General features: G+C 62.1%; 25 protein-coding genes. 12 read left to right on the forward strand and 13 right to left on the reverse strand.

Annotated elements, in window-relative coordinates; genetic code table 11:
- Positions 1-22 precede the first annotated feature (22 nt).
- Together QMO80_RS01770 and QMO80_RS01775 are read left to right on the forward strand one after the other, a co-directional pair.
- The gene (locus QMO80_RS01770; RefSeq protein WP_283198643.1) at positions 23-274 is read left to right on the forward strand and encodes a hypothetical protein; all 252 of its coding nucleotides are present in this window, start codon (positions 23-25) and stop codon (positions 272-274) included.
- Between the two features lie 61 nt (positions 275-335).
- On the forward strand, positions 336-773 hold the full coding sequence (locus tag QMO80_RS01775; RefSeq protein WP_003579422.1) for a DUF1489 family protein: 438 nt from the start codon (positions 336-338) through the stop codon (positions 771-773).
- 45 nt (positions 774-818) lie between these two features.
- Here the strand turns inward: QMO80_RS01775 and QMO80_RS01780 are convergent, their stop codons facing one another.
- The 7 genes from QMO80_RS01780 to QMO80_RS01810 all read right to left on the reverse strand — a co-directional run bounded on the left by QMO80_RS01780 (position 819) and on the right by QMO80_RS01810 (position 7,427).
- Complete coding sequence (locus QMO80_RS01780; protein ID WP_283198644.1) at positions 819-1,094, reverse strand: hypothetical protein; 276 nt, start codon at positions 1,092-1,094, stop codon at positions 819-821.
- Between the two features lie 113 nt (positions 1,095-1,207).
- A complete protein-coding gene (locus QMO80_RS01785; RefSeq protein ID WP_283198645.1) occupies positions 1,208-2,782 on the reverse strand; it encodes a D-alanyl-D-alanine carboxypeptidase in 1,575 nt (524 codons plus the stop codon).
- Between the two features lie 136 nt (positions 2,783-2,918).
- Complete coding sequence (locus QMO80_RS01790; RefSeq protein ID WP_283198646.1) at positions 2,919-3,704, reverse strand: hypothetical protein; 786 nt, start codon at positions 3,702-3,704, stop codon at positions 2,919-2,921.
- A gap of 213 nt (positions 3,705-3,917) precedes the next feature.
- Positions 3,918-4,523, reverse strand: a complete 606-nt coding sequence (locus QMO80_RS01795; protein ID WP_283198647.1) for a transglutaminase-like cysteine peptidase — start codon at positions 4,521-4,523, stop codon at positions 3,918-3,920.
- Positions 4,524-4,888: 365 nt separating this feature from the next.
- Positions 4,889-5,863, reverse strand: coding sequence for a prolyl aminopeptidase (gene pip / locus QMO80_RS01800; protein ID WP_283198648.1), 975 nt, complete (start codon positions 5,861-5,863; stop codon positions 4,889-4,891).
- A gap of 211 nt (positions 5,864-6,074) precedes the next feature.
- Positions 6,075-6,686: a PilZ domain-containing protein gene (locus tag QMO80_RS01805; protein ID WP_064838558.1), complete on the reverse strand. Its 612-nt coding sequence runs from the start codon at positions 6,684-6,686 to the stop codon at positions 6,075-6,077.
- A 123-nt stretch (positions 6,687-6,809) separates the two neighbouring features.
- Positions 6,810-7,427 carry a PAS domain-containing protein gene (locus QMO80_RS01810; protein WP_283198649.1) on the reverse strand — a complete coding sequence of 206 codons (618 nt, stop codon included), beginning with the start codon at positions 7,425-7,427 and terminating at the stop codon, positions 6,810-6,812.
- A gap of 293 nt (positions 7,428-7,720) precedes the next feature.
- On the opposite strand from QMO80_RS01810, the gene QMO80_RS01815 reads away from it, so the two are divergent.
- Complete coding sequence (locus QMO80_RS01815; RefSeq protein WP_283198650.1) at positions 7,721-8,512, forward strand: rhomboid family intramembrane serine protease; 792 nt, start codon at positions 7,721-7,723, stop codon at positions 8,510-8,512.
- 91 nt (positions 8,513-8,603) lie between these two features.
- On the forward strand, positions 8,604-9,038 hold the full coding sequence (locus QMO80_RS01820) for a CBS domain-containing protein (protein WP_049735395.1): 435 nt from the start codon (positions 8,604-8,606) through the stop codon (positions 9,036-9,038).
- Between the two features lie 108 nt (positions 9,039-9,146).
- Here the strand turns inward: QMO80_RS01820 and QMO80_RS01825 are convergent, their stop codons facing one another.
- The 3 genes from QMO80_RS01825 to folE all read right to left on the reverse strand — a co-directional run bounded on the left by QMO80_RS01825 (position 9,147) and on the right by folE (position 11,333).
- Positions 9,147-10,109 (reverse strand): patatin-like phospholipase family protein, encoded by a 963-nt coding sequence (locus QMO80_RS01825; RefSeq protein WP_116273442.1) that lies wholly within the window; start codon positions 10,107-10,109, stop codon positions 9,147-9,149.
- Positions 10,110-10,240: 131 nt separating this feature from the next.
- On the reverse strand, positions 10,241-10,693 hold the full coding sequence (gene hisI / locus QMO80_RS01830) for a phosphoribosyl-AMP cyclohydrolase (RefSeq protein WP_283198651.1): 453 nt from the start codon (positions 10,691-10,693) through the stop codon (positions 10,241-10,243).
- A 25-nt stretch (positions 10,694-10,718) separates the two neighbouring features.
- Positions 10,719-11,333, reverse strand: coding sequence for a GTP cyclohydrolase I FolE (gene folE, locus QMO80_RS01835; protein ID WP_064838553.1), 615 nt, complete (start codon positions 11,331-11,333; stop codon positions 10,719-10,721).
- 310 nt (positions 11,334-11,643) lie between these two features.
- Here folE and QMO80_RS01840 point away from each other — a divergent pair, with 310 nt between their 5' ends.
- The 4 genes from QMO80_RS01840 (at position 11,644) to thrS (ending at position 15,161) form a co-directional block, all read left to right on the forward strand.
- A complete protein-coding gene (locus QMO80_RS01840) occupies positions 11,644-12,090 on the forward strand; it encodes an iron-sulfur cluster assembly scaffold protein (RefSeq protein WP_283198652.1) in 447 nt (148 codons plus the stop codon).
- A gap of 5 nt (positions 12,091-12,095) precedes the next feature.
- Entirely contained in the window at positions 12,096-12,500 is a 405-nt protein-coding gene (gene yidD, locus QMO80_RS01845) for a membrane protein insertion efficiency factor YidD (RefSeq protein ID WP_283198653.1), read from the forward strand.
- Positions 12,501-12,505: 5 nt separating this feature from the next.
- Positions 12,506-13,033 carry a DUF1697 domain-containing protein gene (locus tag QMO80_RS01850; protein WP_283198654.1) on the forward strand — a complete coding sequence of 176 codons (528 nt, stop codon included), beginning with the start codon at positions 12,506-12,508 and terminating at the stop codon, positions 13,031-13,033.
- A 121-nt stretch (positions 13,034-13,154) separates the two neighbouring features.
- The gene (thrS, locus tag QMO80_RS01855; RefSeq protein WP_283198655.1) at positions 13,155-15,161 is read left to right on the forward strand and encodes a threonine--tRNA ligase; all 2,007 of its coding nucleotides are present in this window, start codon (positions 13,155-13,157) and stop codon (positions 15,159-15,161) included.
- A gap of 159 nt (positions 15,162-15,320) precedes the next feature.
- On the opposite strand, the gene QMO80_RS01860 is transcribed toward thrS, so the two are convergent.
- Positions 15,321-16,421, reverse strand: coding sequence for a hypothetical protein (locus QMO80_RS01860; protein WP_283198656.1), 1,101 nt, complete (start codon positions 16,419-16,421; stop codon positions 15,321-15,323).
- A 113-nt stretch (positions 16,422-16,534) separates the two neighbouring features.
- Between QMO80_RS01860 and QMO80_RS01865 the strand changes: the two genes are divergently transcribed.
- The 3 genes from QMO80_RS01865 to QMO80_RS01875 all read left to right on the forward strand — a co-directional run bounded on the left by QMO80_RS01865 (position 16,535) and on the right by QMO80_RS01875 (position 18,982).
- Complete coding sequence (locus QMO80_RS01865; RefSeq protein ID WP_283198657.1) at positions 16,535-17,119, forward strand: nitroreductase; 585 nt, start codon at positions 16,535-16,537, stop codon at positions 17,117-17,119.
- Entirely contained in the window at positions 17,119-17,730 is a 612-nt protein-coding gene (locus QMO80_RS01870; protein ID WP_283198658.1) for a flavin reductase family protein, read from the forward strand. The genes QMO80_RS01865 and QMO80_RS01870 overlap by 1 nt, the downstream gene beginning before the upstream one ends.
- A gap of 106 nt (positions 17,731-17,836) precedes the next feature.
- Positions 17,837-18,982 (forward strand): DUF2336 domain-containing protein, encoded by a 1,146-nt coding sequence (locus tag QMO80_RS01875; protein WP_283198659.1) that lies wholly within the window; start codon positions 17,837-17,839, stop codon positions 18,980-18,982.
- On the opposite strand, the gene QMO80_RS01880 is transcribed toward QMO80_RS01875, so the two are convergent.
- Positions 18,979-19,389, reverse strand: coding sequence for a hypothetical protein (locus tag QMO80_RS01880; protein WP_283198660.1), 411 nt, complete (start codon positions 19,387-19,389; stop codon positions 18,979-18,981). The two genes, QMO80_RS01875 and QMO80_RS01880, sit on opposite strands and share 4 nt — an antisense overlap.
- Positions 19,390-19,516: 127 nt before the next feature.
- Between QMO80_RS01880 and QMO80_RS01885 the strand changes: the two genes are divergently transcribed.
- Positions 19,517-19,975: a GNAT family N-acetyltransferase gene (locus QMO80_RS01885; protein WP_283198661.1), complete on the forward strand. Its 459-nt coding sequence runs from the start codon at positions 19,517-19,519 to the stop codon at positions 19,973-19,975.
- An 18-nt stretch (positions 19,976-19,993) separates the two neighbouring features.
- Here the strand turns inward: QMO80_RS01885 and QMO80_RS01890 are convergent, their stop codons facing one another.
- Positions 19,994-21,190, reverse strand: coding sequence for an AI-2E family transporter (locus QMO80_RS01890; protein WP_283198662.1), 1,197 nt, complete (start codon positions 21,188-21,190; stop codon positions 19,994-19,996).
- Positions 21,191-21,285 lie beyond the last annotated feature (95 nt).

Below are 21,285 nucleotides of genomic sequence, written 5' to 3' on the forward strand. Positions count from 1 at the left end.
GTGGCCTCCGGCCGAGGCGCTGTTGAGCACTTTGCGTGATCTCGAAGCTGTGGTCGGGTTGAGAGTTGATCGCGGTGTAGAGAGCCGCAATGCCGGCTGCCGCGCCTTCACCCACGTACTCAGCTATGGACGCTCCGAACTGTTCAGGCGCAAGCGCGTCGTAAACGACGGTCTTTCCCAGACGGTCGGAAAACGCCTGCGCCAGATCGTGGCCTGTTATCCCCGGATGCTGACCGATGGCGATAACGCCGCGGGAATATTGCCTGTCGCATAAGCGGGGGAGAATTTACCTCCAGGCGCTTGACGCCCGCTGTCAAAAGGATTTCAACGGCGGCATGGCATTGCATCTCATCAAACTCTGCGTCGGCGCCGACTCGATAGACGATCTGCGCGAATGGGTGGCGGAACGCTCGCTCAGCGCCATCGCCGCCGGGCTCGAGCCGCATTCGGTGCACACGACGCGCATGGTGCCGAAACGCATGGAAGAGCTGCTCGATGGCGGCTCGCTGTACTGGGTGATCAAGGGGCAGGTGCAGGCGCGGCAGAAGCTGCTCGGCATCGAGACCTTCACCGACGGCGAAGGCATCTCGCGTTGCCGCCTGATGCTCGGCCCGGAGGTCATCGAGACGGCGGTGCAGCCGAAGCGTCCCTTCCAGGGCTGGCGTTATTACACTGAAGATGATGTGCCGCGCGACCTGATGAGCCTTGGCGCCGGCATTGTCGAAATGCCCGCGGACCTTCGCCGCGAGCTGACGGAACTTGGCCTGCTCTAACGTCTGCCGCCCAAAACGTGTCCTGGTTCTGAGCAATAGCAAGCTTCAGCGCAGGCGAAGCTGCACCGGCGCGCTGCCGTCAGGCGAGGTCACATGCAGATGGATGCGGGCTTCGGGCTGGGAATAGCGCCAGGCGCGGGCTCCATGGCAAAGCAGCAGGTTGATGAGGTCGCGGGTTTTTGGAGATTTCGTCTTCGGCCTCTGCAGGCCGATCTCGGCCAGCCGCATTGCTGCCTCGTGCAACGGATGCAGCGATGAGCGCCCCTTGGCCGCCATGCGGCGGTCTGAAGGCATTCCCGGAACATTCTCATTGATCGCCATTGTTTTCCCCGTACGCCATACTGATCGAGTTCAAGAACGGTGGCCGGAAACGCAAACACCGATTCCGGCCGTTACCGATGCCGCCGGCCATCTTGCAGGCAGCATCGAATAGCTCATTGGGCAGCCGCCCAGCACTTGATGCCGGCCTTCTTCAAGGCCTTGCAGGCATTGACCGCATCGCGCTGGTCATCGAAACCGCCGAAGCGGGCGCGGTAAAGCTGGTCGCCGCCGGCGGCATAGGCGACTGCGAAGGGCTTTGCCGAGGCCAGCGCCTTGCCGCCCTTGGTCTTGGCGCTCTCCAGCAGATCCATCGCCATCTGCCGGCTCGGCGAAACGCCGACCTGCACGACCCAGCCGCTCGGGCCATTGTCGGTTGAAGCGGCGCTGGCCGGGGCAGCGGTGGTCGAAGCGGTGGTGACGTTGTCGACCGCCGTATCGGCCTGTTCCGGCCGCAGGGAAGCGGGCGCCGGCTTCGGCGCGGCGAGCGATGCCTGCTGCTTGAAGGTCGTGGTCTTGACCTTGGTCGGCGCCGGCATCGGCTGGGCTACCAGCGGATTGTCGGATTTCGGCTGAGCGGTTTCGGCATAGGCGACTTCGGTCTCTGCGGCCTGATAGCGTGCATCCGGCAGCGGGCCCTTATGCGGCAGGCTGAGATCGGCAGCGGCTGCGGAAATCGGCGGCTGTGCTGCGGTGATCGTCTTTGCCACTTGCGGCTGGACCTTCTGCGGCATGACCGGAGCAGGCGTCACGATCATTTCGGGGGCAGGGGCCGCCTGAGCGATCAGCGCCGACGATCCGCCGCGGCTCGATGCCTTCGGCAGGTAGGTGGCGATCAGGTTGCGCATCTGGGCGTCGCGGGCGGGCGTCGAGGCGCCGCCGAGCACGACGCCGACGATCGATTTGCCGTCCACCTGTACCGAGCTCACCAGATTGAAGCCGGCGGCGCGGGTGTATCCGGTTTTGATACCGTCGACGCCGCGCACCGAACCGACCAGGCGGTTGTGGCTGCGGATCGTGCGGGTGCCGAACTTGAAGGCGCGGGTGGAGAAATAGCCGTAATATTGCGGGAAATGCTGGCGAAGGGCGATGCCGAGACGGGCCTGATCGCGCGCGGTCGTCATCTGCGCCGTGTTCGGCAGGCCGTTGGCGTTGCGATAGGTGGTGCGCGTCATGCCGAGCGCATGCGCCTTGGCGGTCATCAGCTGGGCGAAACGGTCCTCGCTGCCGCCGCCGAGCATTTCGCCGAGCGCGGTTGCCGCGTCATTGGCCGACAGGGTGACGAGGCCGAGGATGCCCTGTTCGACGGTGATCGTGCCGCCGGCGCGAACGCCGAGCTTGGTCGGCGCCTGGGCTGCCGCATGGGCGGAGAAGGGAACCGGCGTATCGAGGCGGATGCGGCCCTGCTCCAGCGCCTCGAAGGTCATGTAGATGGTCATCATCTTGGTCAGGGAGGCGGGGTATTGCAGCCGGTCGGCATTCTCGCTGTAGAGAACGTTGCCGGTCTTGGCGTCGACGACGATGCCCGCATATTTCGAATTCGCCGCTTCCGCTTCGGCATTGACCGAATCGACCAGGACGACCGTGAGGGCCACCGAAAGGATCGCCATGAGCTTTGCAAAAAAGCTGCCGGATCGGGACGATGATACGGAGGAGACTGACCTTGACACTATTCCACTCTTCGCTTGCATTTCAGTTGTTTGGCATTCGGATATTCGGCGCCGGGACGGCACACCTCCCGCAGCACAGCCCGTCTTTAGAATTTACCGATTGGGCGTTACCAATCCGTTTATGATGAATCGTTTATTTCGCTGTACGGGGAGCATTTTAGAGACTTGTTGCAGAACGGTTCATAAGACGCGCTTCCACAAAGGTGCGGATAGCGGCATCAATATGTTCCCAGTCGTTAAGATGGCTGCTTGAGAAGCGGTAGAGGACGCTGAGGTCCCTGCCGACCTTGATATCGCGCTGACAATCGCCACTCGCCGCCCTGTCCGGGACGGAAGGCAAGATGCAGCGCACGACGTAGTCCGGGCCGTTTTTGACGGGCGCCGTCAGCAGCACCTCGTCGCCGTAACCCGCATCGGCGCGAAGGCGGTGCAGCGTCAGGCCGTCGCGGAAGGGCTCGGCCGGGCCTTCGAGCAGGTGTGAATAGATCGGCTCCAGCCGCCCGGACATGTCGCGCGACATGGTGCTCTGGGTAAGCTGCAGGAAGATCAGGCCGGAGGACTGGCCGATATCGTCGAATCGAAGGTGGTTTTCCTTGCCGTAGCCCTGCATCTCGGGCCAGGCGAGGTAGAGATCGACACGCTCGGCCGCACCGTCGTGCCTTTGACTCGGGAAGCGGATGGCATTCTCCGGGAATTTCACGCTGTCGCGGCCGATGGCCAGCGTGATTTCAGCCGTGCTGTCGGTGTTGCCGGCAAGCGAAATATGCCGGCCGAACCACCGGCCGCCGATGCTGATGGCGACGGTCAGCACCGCGAGAACGGCGATCACCGCCATCGTGCGGAGCAAAAACCCCATGGAAAAAAGCGGCTGCTCGTCGGGTGCGCTGTGCGCGGCGTGGCTCATGGCGGTGCTTCGTGTTTCGGTCCGCCGCAGGAGGAACATGAGCCGCCGGTGCCGATGATGAATCTGATCGGCATGATCGGACTGGCGTGGTTAATAATTCGCTAAGATTTCAGGGGTGTGGGGGCGCGGGGGCGAAAGCCTGTCCCGAAAAAGGACGAGCCGTTCCCGGGACAGCGGGAACGGCTCTTGGGCACCGGTCGGGACGGGATACGGGGACTGACCGGGCCGCAGGCTGCAGCCGACAGGCTGTTCTTACTTGACGCTACCGACCGCGACAGCGCGGCCGTCCTGGAGCTTCGACCAGCGGGCCGGATTGTCGGCGGACTGACGCTTCAGGTAGGTGTATTCGGTATCCGACCACAGCAGCACCTTGTTGCGCATGTTGTCGAGGATGAAGTCGCCGTGATCGGTGCGAACAGTCAGCACGGCATGGCCTTCGCCGTTCGGCTGCAGCACGACTGTTATCAGCGTGTCGGATGGCGAGAAGCCGTCCTCGATCAGCATCTTGCGCTTCAGCAGGACATAATCCTCGCAGTCGCCGACGGTTGTCGGATAGGCCCAGCGTTCTTCGACGCCGTAAATCTGTTCATCCGTCTCGGGCTGGATCGTCGAATTGACGGTGTAGTTGACCTTGAGAATTTCCTTCCAGCGATCCTCTGTGAGGATGGCAGGCCCGGCATCGCCGCCGGCAAAGGCGCATTCCGTCGGATTTACCTTGCAGAATTCGTAGTGCCCGATCGGCGGGCTGGCATTGCCAGCGAGCGCCATGCTGGCGGGCATCGCCTGTCCCGAACCCGCCATTGCCATCATGAGGGCACCGGCCAGAAGGCCGCCTTTCGAGATGTTTGCAGTTGTCATTGCCGTCTCCCCGTAAGTTGAGGTGACAATGACACGGACGTTTTTATCTCACGGAAAATTACGCAATAGAATTAAAGGCTTAGTTGATTCAAATGCCGATAAAATCTGGCTAAAAACAATCTCGAATGCGCGTAAAATTCGACGCGTATTTGTCTCGAAATCGATTAAAATTGTAATTCCCGCAGCAAGGCTTTCGCTTTGGAAAAGCCTGGATTGCCGTCTCGGCGTTAAGGATTTTCGTTGAGCCGGATAAGGGCCGACCGCGGTTCGGCGTTGCGCGGCAGGCTGACGATGCAGCCGGAATCGGGCGATTCGGCCCGGTCAAAAGCAGACGACCGTTCGGATTTCAGTTTTCGGCGGTAAAATTATTTTTGCTGGAAATCGCGAAATCGATCGGTGGCGGCGACGATCGCGGCGCTCATATCGGGATTTGCAGTGGAATGGGCCGCATGCGGAAGAATGTGCAGCTCGCTTTGCGGCCATGCGCGGGCCAGTTCCCAGGCGGTGACGAGCGGCGCCTCCAAATCGAATCGTCCCTGCAGCAGGATCGCCGGGATGCCTGTCAGCCGCCCGGCGTTGTTCAAAAGCTGGCCGTCCTCCAGCCAGGCGCCGTTGATGAAATAGTGGGTGATGATGCGCGCGCGCGTCAGCAGATAGGCCGGATCGGCCCAGCGGCGCGGCAGGCCTTCAGGATCGGCGAGCAGGATCGAGGCCGCCTCCCAGTCATGCCAGTCGCGCGCCGCTTTCAGGCGCGTCTCGGCGTTGGAATGGTTGAGGAGACGATGATAGGCGGCAACCATATCCTGATCTTGCCCCTGGCCGCCCGCAGAAGCCGCTTGGCGCAAACGATGCCATTCCTCAGGAAAGAGCGGCGCCATGCCGCGACAGAGCCAGTCGATTTCCGAGCGCCTCGTGGTGGTCACGCCCGATAGGACGATTGCGGCGACGCGCCGCGGATGGGTCTGGGCATAGGCGAGGGCCAGCGTCGAGCCCCAGGAATTGCCGAAAACGAGCCAGGTGTCGATGCCGAAGAAGACCCGCAGCCGCTCGATATCGCCGACAAGATGCCAGGTGGTGTTGAGGGAGAGATCGGTTTGCGGATCGGCAGCGCTCGGCAGACTGCGGCCGCAATTGCGCTGATCGAACAGAATGATTCGGTAGGCGTCGGGATCGAAATGACGCCGCGCCATGGTCAAACAGCCGGAGCCCGGCCCGCCGTGCAGCACCAGCGCCGGCCGGCCTGCCGGATTGCCGCAGGCCTCCCAATAGATCAGGTTGCCGTCGCCGGTGTCGAGCAGGCCGTGATCATAGGGTTCGATTTCCGGATAGAGAGCTGACATGGTTCTGCCTGTCGCAGGTTCTTCTACTCATAATATCAGTGACTGAATGGTCGGAACGACTTGCGACAGGATTCACGCCTGCTTTCCGAAGCCGGATTCGTTGCCGCTGGCAGATCTCTTGCCGTAAAACCGAGGCTTTTCAACGCGACCCGACCGGGTGCGCGCCCGGCAAATGCTTTCGCGGCACCGTCACACGATCAGCAGTCTCTTATTAGAGGAATTCGCGCAGCGTCTCGCGGGACTGGATCGACAGGAATTCGATCGCCACACCTTCGACGAAATGGCGTACGACGCGGCCGCGCATGTTGCCGAGCCGCACCGCGGTTCCGATCGAAGGGCGCATCTCGACGTCGACGGCGGCGCCCGACAGCGAAAGGTCCATGATCCGGCAGGAATAACGCGTGCCGTCCTCGAGCGTCAGTTCGGTATTCGTATCGCGTGGCGTCAGACGGTCATGGCGACGATCTTCCGGCAGGCCGAGTTCATGTTTGTTGGCAAGCCAGGTGAGCTGGGCGGCGAGCTTCTCCCGCTTCCGCTCGGTGGCATTGATCGACATGGTGAAGCCGCGGCCATCGATGGTCTGGACATAACCTTCGACGCGGCCGAGATGGTCGATATAGGCAACGACGCGTTCATTGGTTCGTGGCCGGCCGAGGCAGGTGACGTACATGTCGCCGGGCGACATGTCGATCACCATGCATTCGAACTCCTCGTAATTCGCAAGCATCAGCCGGCCCTGCATATTGATCGGCACGCGCTGAAAAACGCCCTGTTCAGGGCGCGGCGCAGGTCTTTGCGTCTGAGCTGGCTGGAACGAGTGCATCAAGGGGCTTCTTCATCAAATCTGAGAGACCGATCATTACCCGCAATCCATTAACAGAAGGTTGTTTTGCCTCATTCTCATATAGCCGAAAACGAGTATGTCCGATGTCCTGAAACGGGACTGTCAGCGCGCCTCTGCACTCGTCAGCAGTTGCGACACCATACGGCGCATGACCTGGCCGAAACCGGCGCTTTTGCCGGCGACCATTTCATTGATGGGGCGCAGCTCGGCGGCTTCAGCTTTGCCGAATTTTCCGGGCAGCAGACGGCTGCGGTCAAGCGCCAGGAATTCGAGCGGCACGATCTCCAGCCAGCTCGCGGCCGCCGTGGGTGCGATCGCGCCGAGCAGCCGGTCGCAGGCGCCGCCTGGCGAGCGCAGCGGCATCATGATGATCTCGAAGGAGGCCTGATGGCCGACGGTGCTGTAGCCGGTGGCATTGAACAGGGCCGGCATGGCATGGTCCATGACGCCCATCGCCGTGCGTTCGATATCGGCGTGCTGGCCGTTTGCCCAGAGCGAGGAGAAACGCGCGCCGCGCAGATCCCGCCCGAAGAGATCGCAGATGCGGGTGCCGGCGAGTCGGAAGCCGATGTCGCCTTCCGCTCGGGTCTCGAGGATGAACAGGCTTTGGAGCAGATGGGGGACGGCGGAGGGTTCGACCTGAGATTTCAGCGGCGCATCGGCAGCGCCGCGGATACGGTTCCAGTAGTCAAAAATTTCGATGGTCGTTTGCACACGCATTTTTCACCAACCTGTCCCATTCCGGATCATTTTCGGGCACTCATTGCCCCTACAGGCTCTACCTTGCGGATTTCATGCCAAGTCGGGGCGGTTAAGGTTAAGAAAGGGTTTCGGTTGAGATGCGGTGCCTGTCGTGACACTGTCGCGCCATCGCTTCGACTTTCGAAGTTCAGCACAACCTGTTCGGGCCAAGGTCTTTCCTGGAAATCCCGGTATGCCGTCCGGCACTTCGGACGGCTTTTTTTTTGACAGGTGCTCCTGTATGGCTGTGGCCTCAACGAGGCGATATTGAAATGAATGAGCAGACGGTCGAGCCGCATAAGGCGCCCGAACCTTTCGAGGTCCAGCGGCCGGCAAAGCCGCCGCGCGTGCCGGTCTTCAACCTTCCGCCGGCGCTGTTCTTCAGCCTTTGCCTGCTTGTCGTCATCTATGCGGCGCAGGAACTCGTGCTCTCAGACGATGCGCTGAGTTGGCTGTTCTTCACCTTCGGCTTCGTGCCCGCCCGCTACGTGATTCCGCTGTCGCAACAGGGGCCGGAGCTGTTCTGGACGCCGGTCACCTATTCACTGCTGCATGGCAGCGTCCAGCATATCGTCTTCAACGGCTTCTGGCTGATGGCCTTCGGCGCGCCGGTCGTGCGCCGCATCGGGACGATGCGTTTCGTGCTCTTCTGGCTGTTCTCAGCCGTCGCGTCGGCGGCCCTGCATGCTGTCCTCAACTGGGGGGATGTGACGCTTTTGATCGGCGCGTCGGGTGTTATCTCCGGGCTGATGGGGGCTGCCTGCCGATTCGCCTTTCCGGCCGAACGGCGGCCGATGCTGCCTGCGCATCTCAATGCCCGGCTTTCCATCGTCGAGGCGCTGCGGAGCCGCACCGTCGTCATCTTCATGCTGCTCTGGCTGGTCGGCAACGCCCTGATCGCCGTCGGCATCCCGCTCGTCGGCGACAGCGATCAGGCCATTGCCTGGGACGCCCATATCGGCGGCTTCGTCTTCGGCTTTCTGCTGTTTTCGCTGTTCGACCGGGCGCCGCGCCCTCCTGTCACGGAAGCCGCCGATACGCAGAAGGATATGTTGCAATCCTGAGCCGGTCAGTGCACCATCGACCTATCCGCGATGGGGGGAGAAACCGCCGCGGATGCCTGTGACAAGTGTTTCACGGACATAGGAGGTTCGAATGACCAGTTCAGTCAAAGCAATCCTCGACCTGAAGGGCAGGGACGTATTTACCGCCGGGCCGAACACCACCGTCGCCGAAGCGGCGGTCATCCTCAGCAAGAAAAAGATCGGCGCCATCGTTGTCGTCGGCATGGAGAACCGGATTTCCGGCATGTTTACCGAGCGCGATCTCGTGCATGCCATCGCCAAATATGGCAAGGACGGACTCGACCAGTCGCTAGCCCAGGTCATGACCGCGAAGGTCTACCGCTGCCATGAAGAGACGACCGTCAACGAGCTGATGGAGCTGATGACCAGCCGGCGTTTCCGCCACGTGCCGGTGGAAAGCAACGGCAAGCTTGCCGGCATCATCTCGATCGGTGACGTGGTGAAATCGCGCATCGCCGAAGTCGAGCGCGAGACCGAGGAAATCAAGGCCTATATCGCCGGCTGAGTTTTCGTCGGCTCGTTCGGCTGATCATTGTCCCAAAACGCTGACGCGCTTTTGGACAATGCGTCAAGGGGCTGGGCGTCAGGGGGCTGGGCGTCAGGGGGCTGGGCGTCAGGGCTGGCTGGCGTAGATTTCCTGCATGCGTTTGATTTCGGGGAGCCTGGCTCTCGCCTCCTCGTAGCCGCGTTCGATCGCTTCGCCGGCGCGGTGGAATTCGGAAAGGCCGATATAGCTGAGGCGCGGCTGCAGCGAAATATCAGGCGGGTCGCCGGCCAGGCGCGCGCGGGCAATCCTATCCTGGATGATGTTGAAGGCCTGCACCATGACGCCGGTCATGCCGAGACGGGCATAGGGCGCCTCTTCCTGCTTCTGCACTTCCTGCGGCGAGAGGCTGGCATTGTGCCGGACGACGGCCGAGCGGCCATAGAGATCGTAATTGAGATTGACGGCGACGACCAACGGCTGCTCGTAGGCACGGCAGACGGAGACGGGAACGGGATTGACCAGCGCGCCGTCGACCAGTGTGCGGTGATTGCTGCGCACCGGCTCGAAAATGCCGGGCAGGGCGTAGGAGGCGCGTAGCGCCGTAATCAGCGAACCATTGGCGATCCAGACCTCATGGCCGGTATTGACCTCGGCGGCGACGGCGACGAACGGCCGGTCGAGATCCTCGACGTTCAGGCCTTCGAGATGTTCCTGCATGCGCTTGGTCAGCCGCATGCCGCCGAACAGGCCGCTGCCGCCGATCGTCAGATCGAGGAGGCTTGCGATCCGCCGCATCGTCAGCGAGCGGGCGAAACTTTCGAGTTCATCGAGTTTGCCGGCGAGATAGCAGCCGCCGACCAGCGCGCCGATCGAAGTGCCGGCAATCATGCCGATCTCGATTTTTGCCTCGTCGAGCGCGCGCAGCACGCCGATATGGGCCCAGCCGCGGGCCGCTCCACCGCCAAGCGCCAGTGCGATCTTGATTCGTTTGACGGGAGCTGGAGGCGGGATCGTCTCAATCGTGGTCGACATGCCGGAACCGGAACCCTCGCCTTCGGAGCTTTGACGATGCAAATTCCAGCTCAGCATGGCGCTCTCCCCTCCCAGCAGAACACATGGTTTGCGATAGTGTGCCCGATCAGTTTCCAAATGGTATATAGAGGCGACTTATGGCGCAATAACGAGCAGATGAAGGGGAAATTCCGGCCCTCTTTCCGAGCCTATTTTCCGTAAACGTCCTGCGGATCGAAATGACGCTCGTCGTCGACGATATCGAGCATCGGCTTTCCGTCCCGAAGCGTGATCGTGCGATAGAAGCAGGAACGGCGGCCGGTGTGACAGGTGGCGTCGTGGCCGGCGACCTCGACCTTCAGCCAGATGGCGTCCTGATCGCAATCGGTGCGGATTTCCTTCACCGTCTGAAGATTGCCGGAGGTCTCGCCCTTCTTCCAGATCTTGCCGCGCGAACGGCTGAAATAATGGGCCGTGCCGGTCTGAATGGTCAGCGCCAGCGCCTGGGCGTTCATGTGCGCCACCATCAGCAGTTCGCCGTCGCCGGCGTCGGTGACGATGGCGGTGATCAGACCACGATCGTCGAAACGCGGCGTGAAATCGCCGGCGTCTTCCAACGCCGACTTGTCTTCGGATGGTTGATTGAAGATCAGTTGGTTCATCGCGGCCCTCCTGAGGGAGCCGGTATCAGCGGCTCCGCACCATGGTCATGAAACGGGCCTGATCGGCCGGCTCGGTCTTGAACGTACCCGTAAACGTCGTCGTCAAGGTGGTCGAGCCCTGCTTCTGAACGCCGCGCATCGCCATGCACATATGTTCGGCCTCGATCATCACGGCGACACCGCGCGGGTTGAGCGTATCGTCGATCGCCCGGGCGATCTGCGCCGTCATCGTTTCCTGCGTCTGCAGGCGGCGGCCATAGATCTCGACGACACGGGCGATCTTCGACAGGCCGAGCACACGGCCATCAGGCATGTAGGCGACATGAGCCTTGCCGATGATCGGCACCATATGGTGTTCGCAATGCGAGAAGAACGGAATGTCCTTGACGAGGACCATGTCGTCGTAGCCGGCGACCTCCTCGAAGGTGCGGCCGAGCACGTCTTCCGGCGCCATGTCGTAACCGGAAAAAAGCTCGCGGTACGATTTGACGACACGGGCCGGCGTTTCGATCAGGCCCTCGCGCGCCGGGTTCTCACCGGCCCAGCGCAGCAGGACACGAACGGCTTCCTCCGCCTCCTGCTGGGAGGGGCGATCGGAATCGCGGCTCGTCTGCGGAAAGTTCTTAACGATGGCGTCCATGAACAATGGTCTCCTGGTCCGCACCGCGGACCGATCTGTCGGAATCGCCACTGGTCAATCCCATGCGGGAATTCATGCACCTTTGGCAGGCTCCGGGGCTTTCGAGGCGCATTCAACGCCTGTCCGGCACGGTTTCCCAATCAAACTTACACGAGGCCATTGCATTTTAATGGCCTTCGAACGACATACATATAGGAAGACGGCCATCGTATGTAAGTATCCTCAGATGACACGGTGTGTTTTTTGTTTCAATAACAATAACAGCCCTTATTGAGGCCGATCCGCAGCGATTTTGGAGCGGAAATCCAACATGGACGACATCTACAACAGCAAGATCCTCGAATTCGCCGGCAATATTCCATTGACCGGCACGTTGGCGGATGCCGATGCGAGCGCCCAGGCCTATTCGAAGCTTTGCGGCTCGAAGGTCACGATCTGGCTGAAAATGGACGGCGATACCGTCACCGGTTTTTCTCATGACGTGAAGGCCTGCGCGCTTGGCCAAGCCTCGTCCTCGATCATGGCGCGCCATGTCGTCGGCGCGACATCGGGCGAATTGCGCCAGGCACGCCAGGACATGCTCGCCATGCTGAAGGCGGATGGAGCCGGGCCCGAGGGACGGTTCGAGGACATGCGTTATCTGCTGCCGGTGCGGGACTACAAGGCCCGCCATGCCTCGACGATGCTGACCTTCGATGCGGTGGTCGATGCGATCGGGCAGATCGAGGCGAAACGGGCTGAGGTTGTCGAGGCGTAACTGAGATGTGCGAGTTCTGCGCCCTGCAGGCCAGCGATGAGGACGACGGCGGCGCCGCCGAACCCGAGAGGCCGCGTGAAAAGGCCGCACGCACTTCCCGCAATTATACCGGTCCGTTCCGCAAGACTCCCGACCGCCTGCTCGGCATGGGGTTCATCCGTCTCTACCAGCTGACGCTTTCCGGCTTTGTCGGCAATTCCTGCCGTCATATCCCGACCTGCTCCGAATATGGCTACGAGTCGATTGCCCGTCACGGCCTGTGGGCCGGCGGCTGGATGACGTTGTTTCGCGTCGGCCGCTGCGGCCCCGGCGGCACCAGCGGCCTCGACCGGGTGCCGGAGATATTGGGCGACAAGTTCCGGTGGTGGACGCCGTGGCGGTATTTCTCCCTGGGACGCAAGGGGGAGTGAGGGCCATGAGCATGTTCGTCGCGCTTCTGCACAGCATCGTCCTGACGCCCGACCGCCGCGTCATCATGGAAGATCTGCGCGCGCTTGCCAAAGAGCTTGGCTATCGCGAGCCGCGCACGCTGGTTTCCACCGGCAATCTGGTTTTCGAGGCCGACGATGTCAGGCCGCACGAACTCGAGGTCGCGCTGGAAGAGGGGTTCGAAGAGAAATTCGGCAAACATGTCGATATCATCGTGCGCAGCGACTGCACCTGGATGGCGTTGTGCGGCACCAATCCCTTCCGGGACGGCAGCGGCGACCAGGTCATCGTCCGGGTGATGCGCCTGCCGGTCGATCCTGAGAAGGTGGAGGCGCTGAAGCCGCTGATGACGGAGGGGCAGCGCATCGCCATCGTCGGCGGCGACCTCTGGATCGATTTCGCCGGCAAGCCGAGCCAGTCCAAGCTGCTTTCGGCGCTGACGACCAAGCGGATAGGCGTCGGGACGATGCGCAATTGGAATACAGTTTGCGGCCTCGCTCAAATGATTATGTAGGCCGGCTTCTTCTTTACTCCCACGGGAAATCTGAGTATCAGGCGGCAGCGCATCCAAGGACGGAGGCGCTTCCATTTCAACCACCCGCATTCGTTGGCGGGACTGGACAAGGAGAATTTCGATGTCCCAAGCTATTTCCCTGACATTTCCCGATGGTTCCGTGCGCAGCTTCGATGCCGGCGCAACCGGCCGGGATGTCGCCGAATCCATTTCCAAATCGCTCGCCAAGAGCGCGGTCGCTATTGCGCTCGACGGCGCCGTGCAGGACCTTTCCGATCCCGTCACCGATGGCAAGATCGAGATCATCACCCGCAAGGACGGCCGAGCGCTGGAGCTCATCCGGCATGATGCCGCGCACGTCATGGCCGAGGCCGTGCAGGAGCTGTGGCCCGGCACGCAGGTGACGATCGGTCCGGTCATCGAAAACGGCTTCTATTACGACTTCGCCAAGAACGAGCCTTTCACGCCCGACGATCTGCCGAAGATCGAAAAGAAGATGAAGGAGATCATTGCCCGCAATGCGCCCTTCACCAAGCAGATCTGGTCGCGCGAGAAAGCCAAGGAAGTCTTTGCCGCCAAGGGCGAGCAGTACAAGGTCGAGCTCGTCGACGCGATCCCGGCTGGCCAGGATCTAAAGATCTACAATCAGGGCGAGTGGTTCGATCTTTGCCGCGGCCCGCACATGGCCTCCACCGGCCAGGTCGGCACGGCCTTCAAGCTGATGAAGGTTGCCGGCGCTTATTGGCGCGGCGACAGCAACAACGCCATGCTGTCACGCATCTACGGCACGGCATGGGCTGACCAGGCCGATCTCGACAACTACCTGCACATGCTGGCGGAAGCCGAAAAGCGCGATCACCGCAAGCTCGGCCGCGAAATGGATCTTTTCCATTTCCAGGAAGAAGGCCCGGGCGTCGTCTTCTGGCATGGCAAGGGCTGGCGCATCTTCCAGGCGCTCGTCTCCTATATGCGTCGCCGACTCGCGGTCGATTACGAAGAAGTCAACGCGCCGCAGGTACTCGACACCGCGCTTTGGGAAACCTCGGGTCACTGGGGCTGGTATCAGGAAAATATGTTCGCCGTGAAATCGGCGCATGCGATGACGCATCCGGAAGATAAGGAAGCCGATAATCGCGTTTTTGCGCTGAAGCCGATGAACTGCCCCGGCCACGTGCAGATCTTCAAGCACGGGCTGAAGTCCTATCGCGAACTGCCGATCCGTCTGGCCGAATTCGGCCTGGTGCATCGCTACGAGCCTTCGGGCGCGCTGCACGGATTGATGCGTGTGCGCGGCTTCACGCAGGACGACGCGCACATCTTCTGCACCGACGAGCAGATGGCCGCCGAATGCCTGAAGATCAACGATCTCATCCTGTCGGTCTATGAAGACTTCGGCTTCAAGGAAATCGTTGTCAAGCTTTCCACTCGGCCGGAAAAGCGCGTCGGTTCCGACGCACTCTGGGATCGCGCCGAAGCCGTCATGACCGACGTGTTGAAAGCGATCGAGGCGCAGTCCGAGGGCCGCATCAAGACCGGCATTCTGCCGGGCGAGGGCGCCTTCTACGGGCCGAAGTTCGAATATACGCTGAAGGACGCGATCGGCCGCGAATGGCAGTGCGGGACGACGCAGGTCGACTTCAACCTGCCTGAGCGATTCGGCGCCTTCTATATCGACAGCAACTCCGAAAAGACGCAGCCGGTGATGATCCATCGCGCCATCTGCGGCTCGATGGAACGCTTCCTCGGTATCCTGATCGAAAACTTCGCCGGCCATCTGCCGCTCTGGGTGTCGCCGCTGCAGGTGGTGGTCGCGACGATCACCTCGGAGGCCGACGCCTACGGGCTTGAAGTGGCCGAGGCGCTGCGCGAGGCCGGTCTCAACGTCGAGACCGATTTCCGCAACGAGAAGATCAACTACAAGGTCCGCGAACACTCGGTCACCAAGGTGCCCGTCATCATCGTCTGCGGCAGGAAGGAAGCCGAGGAGCGCACGGTCAATATCCGCCGCCTCGGCAGCCAGGACCAGGTTTCGATGGGGCTCGACGCCGCCGTCGACAGCCTTGCCCTGGAAGCGACGCCACCAGACGTCCGTCGCAAGGCCGAAGCAAAGAAAGCCAGGGCGGCCTGATAAACGCCTCTTTCCGACAGCGCCACCCGGCGCTGTCGGAAATCTGATATGGAAGCAGGATTTGTCGCGAACCGCGGTGAAACTGCTCTCACCTTATGTTTTTACACGATCTTGAACGGAAAACCCTTCGCAGTTTTCCTTGGGTCGTTTCTCTGAAAATCAATCGAGGCTGGTGTCGTCGCCGCCTTGCGGCGCGAGCTGTTCGTAGGAAGGGAGTGGCGCCACCGGAGCCGGCTGGACGCCTGGCGGCGGTGGCGTTCCCACAGGCACCTGCTGCACCGTGCGGGCCGCGTCGTTCACCGGCGGCTGCGGCTGCTGGTCCTTCATCAGAACCTCGACATCGGTGTTCCTGCCGGCGACGACGGTGAAGTCACGCTGGTAGATCCTGTCCTTGTTGCGGGCGACGGCGGAATATCCGCCTTCGGCAAGAACCATGGTCGGGAAGGCGCTGACGCTTTCGCCGACGCTGTCGCCGGCCGCTGTCAGGATCGACCACGCCGTATCGGCGATCGCCTCGCCGCCGGCATCGGAGACCAGCTTGAAGGTGACCTGCGCGGCGCGATGCTGAATCGTCGCTTCGGTCAGCTTGCCGGCTTCGACCTGGATGTCGGCGCGGATGACGGCATTGACGCTGCCATATTCCGAAACGATGTGATAGGTGCCGGCATTGAGGCGGACGACGGTGTTCGGCGAGACGTCGGCCACGACGAGGCCGCGCTCGCCGTCCTCGCGCACTTCCGAGGAATAGATCGAGAAGCTCAACTGGTCGGGGCGGATGCGGGCATCGGTGCCGGAGACGGCATTGAGCAGCAGGCCGCCGGCATCGAGCACCATCACCTGCTTGTCGACCTCGCCGTCGGCGGGCACCGTCAGTTTCTTGGTGACGCCGGCGCGGCCGAAGGAGACGTTGACGAAATAATCGCCGGGAGCGAGTTGGAAGGCGGCGGGTCCGCCCTTGGCGCTGGCAATCAGCGGTAGCTTGCCGTCGGCTCCGGCGATCGGGCTGAAGACATACCAGGAGAGGCCCTCTTCGACCGGCGTGCCGTCCGCCGTCAGCTTGGCTTCCATCGGGACGTCGCGCAGCTTGACCCCTTCCGTCGCCGCGCCGGGTGCGATGAAGGCATCGAGCTTCGGCATCTTCGACGTCGATTCAAGCTGCTTGAACTCCTTGAAGGCATCCTGAGCGCCGGCGCGTGGAGGCGTCAGGATCGTCAGGGCAATGGCAAGGCCGATGCGTGCAAAAGGCGAAATGCCAAACATCTGTTTCGTGAACCGATTGACTTCTGAAATCGCAAAGGCCACTTCAAGACCAACGCGATGGCAAATTCAAGACCCGCCCATTGCAGCAGCATAAAAATGAGAGTTTCTCCCGCATGAAATCCGATATCAAGCTGATCGATTACCTCGCTGTACGCCGCTCCATCCCCGCTTTCCAGATGTGCGAACCAGGCCCCGAAAAGGCCGAAATCGAGGAAATCCTGCGTCTTGCCTCGCGTGTTCCCGATCATGGCAAGATCGCACCATGGCGCTTCATCGTCTATCGCGGCGGCGAGCGCGCCCGTCTCGGTGAGGCGCTTCTGACCTTGGCGCTCGAGACGAAACCTGAACTTTCCGAAGAGATGATCCAGGTCGAGCGCGCCCGTTTCACCCGCGCGCCCGTGGTCGTCGCGGTTGTCAGCAAGGCCGGGCCGCATATCAAGATCCCGGAATGGGAGCAGCTGATGTCGGCCGGCGCGCTTTGCCTCAACGTCATCCTCGCCGCCAATGCCAGCGGTTATGTCGCCAACTGGCTGACGGAGTGGTTCGCCTATGACGAGCGCGCCTATCCGCTGCTCGGCGTCGGGCCTGACGAAAAGGTGGCGGGTTTCATCCACATCGGCTCGACGACATTTCCGGCAATCGAGCGGCCGCGGCCGGAGCTTGCCGATACCGTGACCTGGGTCGGCGGGGAGGATTGATGTTTTACACCACCGACGAGAACCGGCACGGGCTGGCGCATGATCCGTTCAAGGCGATCGTGTCACCGCGGCCGATCGGCTGGATCGGCAGCAAGGGCAGGGACGGTTCGATCAACCTCGCACCCTATTCCTTCTTCAACGCCGTTGCCGACCGCCCGAAGCTGGTGATGTTTTCGTCCGCAGGGCGCAAGGATAGCCAGCGCAACGCGGCCGAGACCGGCGTCTTCACCTGCAATTTCGTCGGTCGCGATCTCGCCGAGAAAATGAACCTCTCCTCGGCGGCGCTGCCCTATGGCGAGAGCGAATTCGCGTTCTCCGGCCTGACGCCGAAGCAGGCCGAACTCATCGACGCGCCCTATGTCGGCGAGGCTTTCGCGGTGCTCGAATGCAGGGTGACCGAGATCATCGAGCCGAAGACGCTGTCGGGCGCGCCGTCGGAAAACGTCCTCGTCTTCGGTGAAGTGGTCGGCATCCGCATCGACGAGGTGATCGTCAAGGACGGCCGTCTCGACATGTCGATCGCCCGGCCTTTGGCCCGTATGGGCTACATGGATTACAGCGAAGGCAGCGATGTTTTCGAGATGATGCGGCCGCAGCTGCCGAAGGTTTAGATCGGCCGCAAGGCATATAAAGGCTTAAGAAATATGGTGAACCAATCTTAAACCTTTTGCCGTTACCGTCGCAGCATTGAATGAAACGCGAGGGAATCGCGTTCAAGTGCTGGGGCGTCGCGTGATCGTAGAAGCTTTCCTTCGTTGGATCGAAACGGCCAAGACCGGTGACCGGGCCCGGGCCGCAAACGCGCTCGGGCGGGCCTATCTGCAGTCCGAGATGACAGGGGATGAGCGGGCGGCAGCCGAGATGGCGATGACCTTTCTGCTCGACGATCCGTCGCCGCGTGTGCGGCTGGCGCTTGCCGAGGCGATCGCCTGGTCACCCGATGCGCCGCGCAGCCTGGTCCTTTCGCTCGCCGAAGACCAGCCTGAGGTCGCCTGCCATGCGGTGACCTGTTCGCCGCTTTTGAGCGATGCCGATCTCGTCGATCTCGCCGCACGCGGCAATGGCGCCACCCGCATGCTGATCGCGGCGAGGGCGCATGTGACGCGCCCGGTTTGCGCAGCGCTTGCAGAGGTCGGCGACGAGGAAGAGCTGCTCTGCCTGCTCGAAAACGACGGCGCGGCAATCTCCGGCCAATCCCTGAAACGTATCGCCGAGCGGCTCGGCGACGGCTGCGACATCCGCAACCTGCTTCTCGATCGCAGCGATCTTCCTGCCGATGCCCGCCAGCTGCTCACCCAGCATGTCAGCAATGCGCTGGTCGGGCTGCCGCTCGCCCAGGCGGCGATCGGCCTGCAGCGGCTGCAGCGCATCAGCCGCGAGGCGACCGAGGCCGCCATCGTTTCGATCGCCGGCGACATCGCGCCGCGCGAAATCCCCGATCTCGTCGAACATCTGCGCCTCGGCGGCCGGCTGACGCCGTCCTTCCTGATGCATGCGCTCTGCGCCGGCAAGGTGGATTTCTTCGCCGGAGCGATCGTCAATCTGACGGGTTGCGGTGAGCGCCGGGTGCGCTCGATCCTGGCGACCGGGCGCATGCATGCCGTGCGCGCGCTTTACGAGTCCGCCGGTCTGCCCAGGGACATCAGTGTGATCTTCGTCGAGGCGACGATGCTGTGGCGCGAGGCCGCCAGGAAAGCGCCGGGCAGCGTGCTCGGTACCGTCTGTGGCCGGCTTCTCGAAAAATTTCGTCACCACGACGGCGCCCATGGCGCGGTCGGCGAACTGCTCGATATGGTGGAAAAGCTTGCTGTCGCCGAACAGCGGCAATCGGCCCGTGTCTATGCGGCGCTTGCGGCCGCTTAATCGGCCAGCCGCGTCACCACCCAGGAATAGCTGGCGGAGACGAAATGCACCGGTTTGGCGAGCGTGTCTTTGACGCTCCGGCCGGAGGGCAGATGGTCGCGGACCTTTCCAGCAATGTCGTCGGCAAAACCACGCAGACCCTGCGGGTGCTGTTCGGCCGGTTCGGGTGCGGCCGGCGGTACGGGCGCCGGTTTCGGCGGCTCGGCGGCGGCGAGCGCTTTCGGCGCCTCGCAGACCGCGATCACCGAGGGATAGCTGACATTGGCATAGGTTTTCAGCCGGCGTTCGGCTTCGGCATCGCAGGCGGCAACCGTCTCCCAGCGTTTGTCTACCGTCGCGACATAGCTGCATTGGCTGATGGAATCGTCGCAACCGAGAATGGTCATCGCGATCAGCACCGCTTGCATATTTTGCCTCCTTGGCTATTGAGCATGTCATCGTCTTAGAGGGCGCAATTCCAACCGAATGAAGGCAAGAGCATTACCTCTTCGTCATCTCGGGAAAAATTGGGCCTGCCCGGCAGAAAGAAGCAGCATGTCCGTCACCATCGCCCTGGAGCCGCCGCGTCAGGACGGCGTCATCCGCCTTCTCGATCTTTCCGATGCCTATGCGCAGTCGCTCTATCCCCCGGAGAGCAACCATCTGGTCGATCTATCCTTGCTGGAAAAGCCGTCAGTGAGCTTCCTGGTCGCACGCAACGGCGATGCGATCGTCGGCTGCTGCGCGCTCGTCGAGGCTGGTGACGGCACGGCCGAGATCAAGCGCATGTTCGTCGATCCCGAGGCGAGAGGCCTGAGGATTGCCATCGGCCTGATGAACGCGCTCGAAGCGATCGCCAGGGAAAAGCAGCTGTCGGCAATCCGGCTCGAAACCGGCATCTACCAGCCCGAGGCAATCGCGCTCTACCGGAAATACGGTTACCGGGACATCGAGCCTTTCGGCGGCTATCTGCCGGATCCGCTCAGCCTGTTCATGGAAAAGCGGCTGGGATGACGGTTTGCAAAGGCCTTTTCAGCCTTCGGCAATACGGGGGATTGCCGGCGGGGCTTGCTCGTCGATGAGAACCTGCGGTCCCGTTTCGCCCTTATCGGCATTGCGGGCCTCGTGGATCCATTCGCGCCAGATGGCGACGATCAACGCCATCAGCACCGGGCCGATGAACAGGCCGAGGAAGCCCATCGTCTTGACGCCACCGACGAGGCCGAAAAAGGTCGGCAGGAAGGGCAGCTTGATCGGGCCGCCGACGAGCTTCGGCCGCAGCGTCTTGTCGACGATGAAGAGCTCCACCGTTCCCCAGACGAAGAGACCGATGCCGGCGACATGCGAGCCGCTTGCCAGGAGATAGATCGACACCAGCGTGAAGGAGAGCGGCGCACCACCCGGGATCAGTGCCATCACGCCCGTCAGCACGCCGAGGGTTACCGGCGACGGCACGCCGGCAATCCAATAGGCAAGGCCGAGCACGATGCCTTCGCCGATCGCAATCAGCGTCATGCCCATGACGGTGGAGCTGATCGTCGCCGGCACGACGCGGGAAATGCGCTCCCAGCGGTTCGGCAGGATGCGCTCGCCGAGCATGTCGATCTGCTTCGAAAAGGAAAAACCGTCGCGGTAGACGAAGAACAGCGCGATCAGCATGAAGAGCAGCGTCAGCAGGAGATGGAAGGCGCCGCCGCCGGCCGCAAGCACGGCGCGGTAGATATTGCCGATATTGGCGCCGCTGACCGCCTGGATGACCTCGCCGAGCGCGCCGGGGCTGCCGATATATTTGGTCCAGGCTTCATCGAGATAGGCGCCCGCCCAAGGCAGGGCGACGATCCAGGCCGGTGTCGGGGCGCCGGCGCGGTTGGCGTGGATTGCCCAGGCGACCCAGGTGCGCACTTCACCCGTGGTATAGGTGACCGCAAGCCCGATCGGGATGACCAGGAAAGTGACGATCATGATGATGGCGATGGTCGCGGCGACCGTCGTATTGCCGCCGACGCGGGCAAGAAGCTTGCGGTAGAGCGGCCAGCTGGCGAAGCCGATGACCAAGGCTGCTAACACCGGCACGAGGAAGCCGTAAAAGAAGTAGACGCCGGCCGCGACGATCAGAACCAGCAGCCAGCGTGCCGCCGAGATGGAAGGAATCAGCGGTGTGCGTGTCGGCGCCGACGAGCCGAGCCATCGCGGTTCATGATTGCTTTTCTGACGGTCGAACACACCCACACGCGCCTCTTCTTTTTCTTGTCCTCTGGTTATGGGCCATCACCCCCGCTGTTTCAAGGTCCGCACCCCGAAAGCGTATACAAAGCGTCGCTATT

The sequence above is a fragment of the Rhizobium sp. BT03 genome (assembly GCF_030053155.1).
Taxonomy (GTDB): Bacteria; Pseudomonadota; Alphaproteobacteria; order Rhizobiales; family Rhizobiaceae; genus Rhizobium.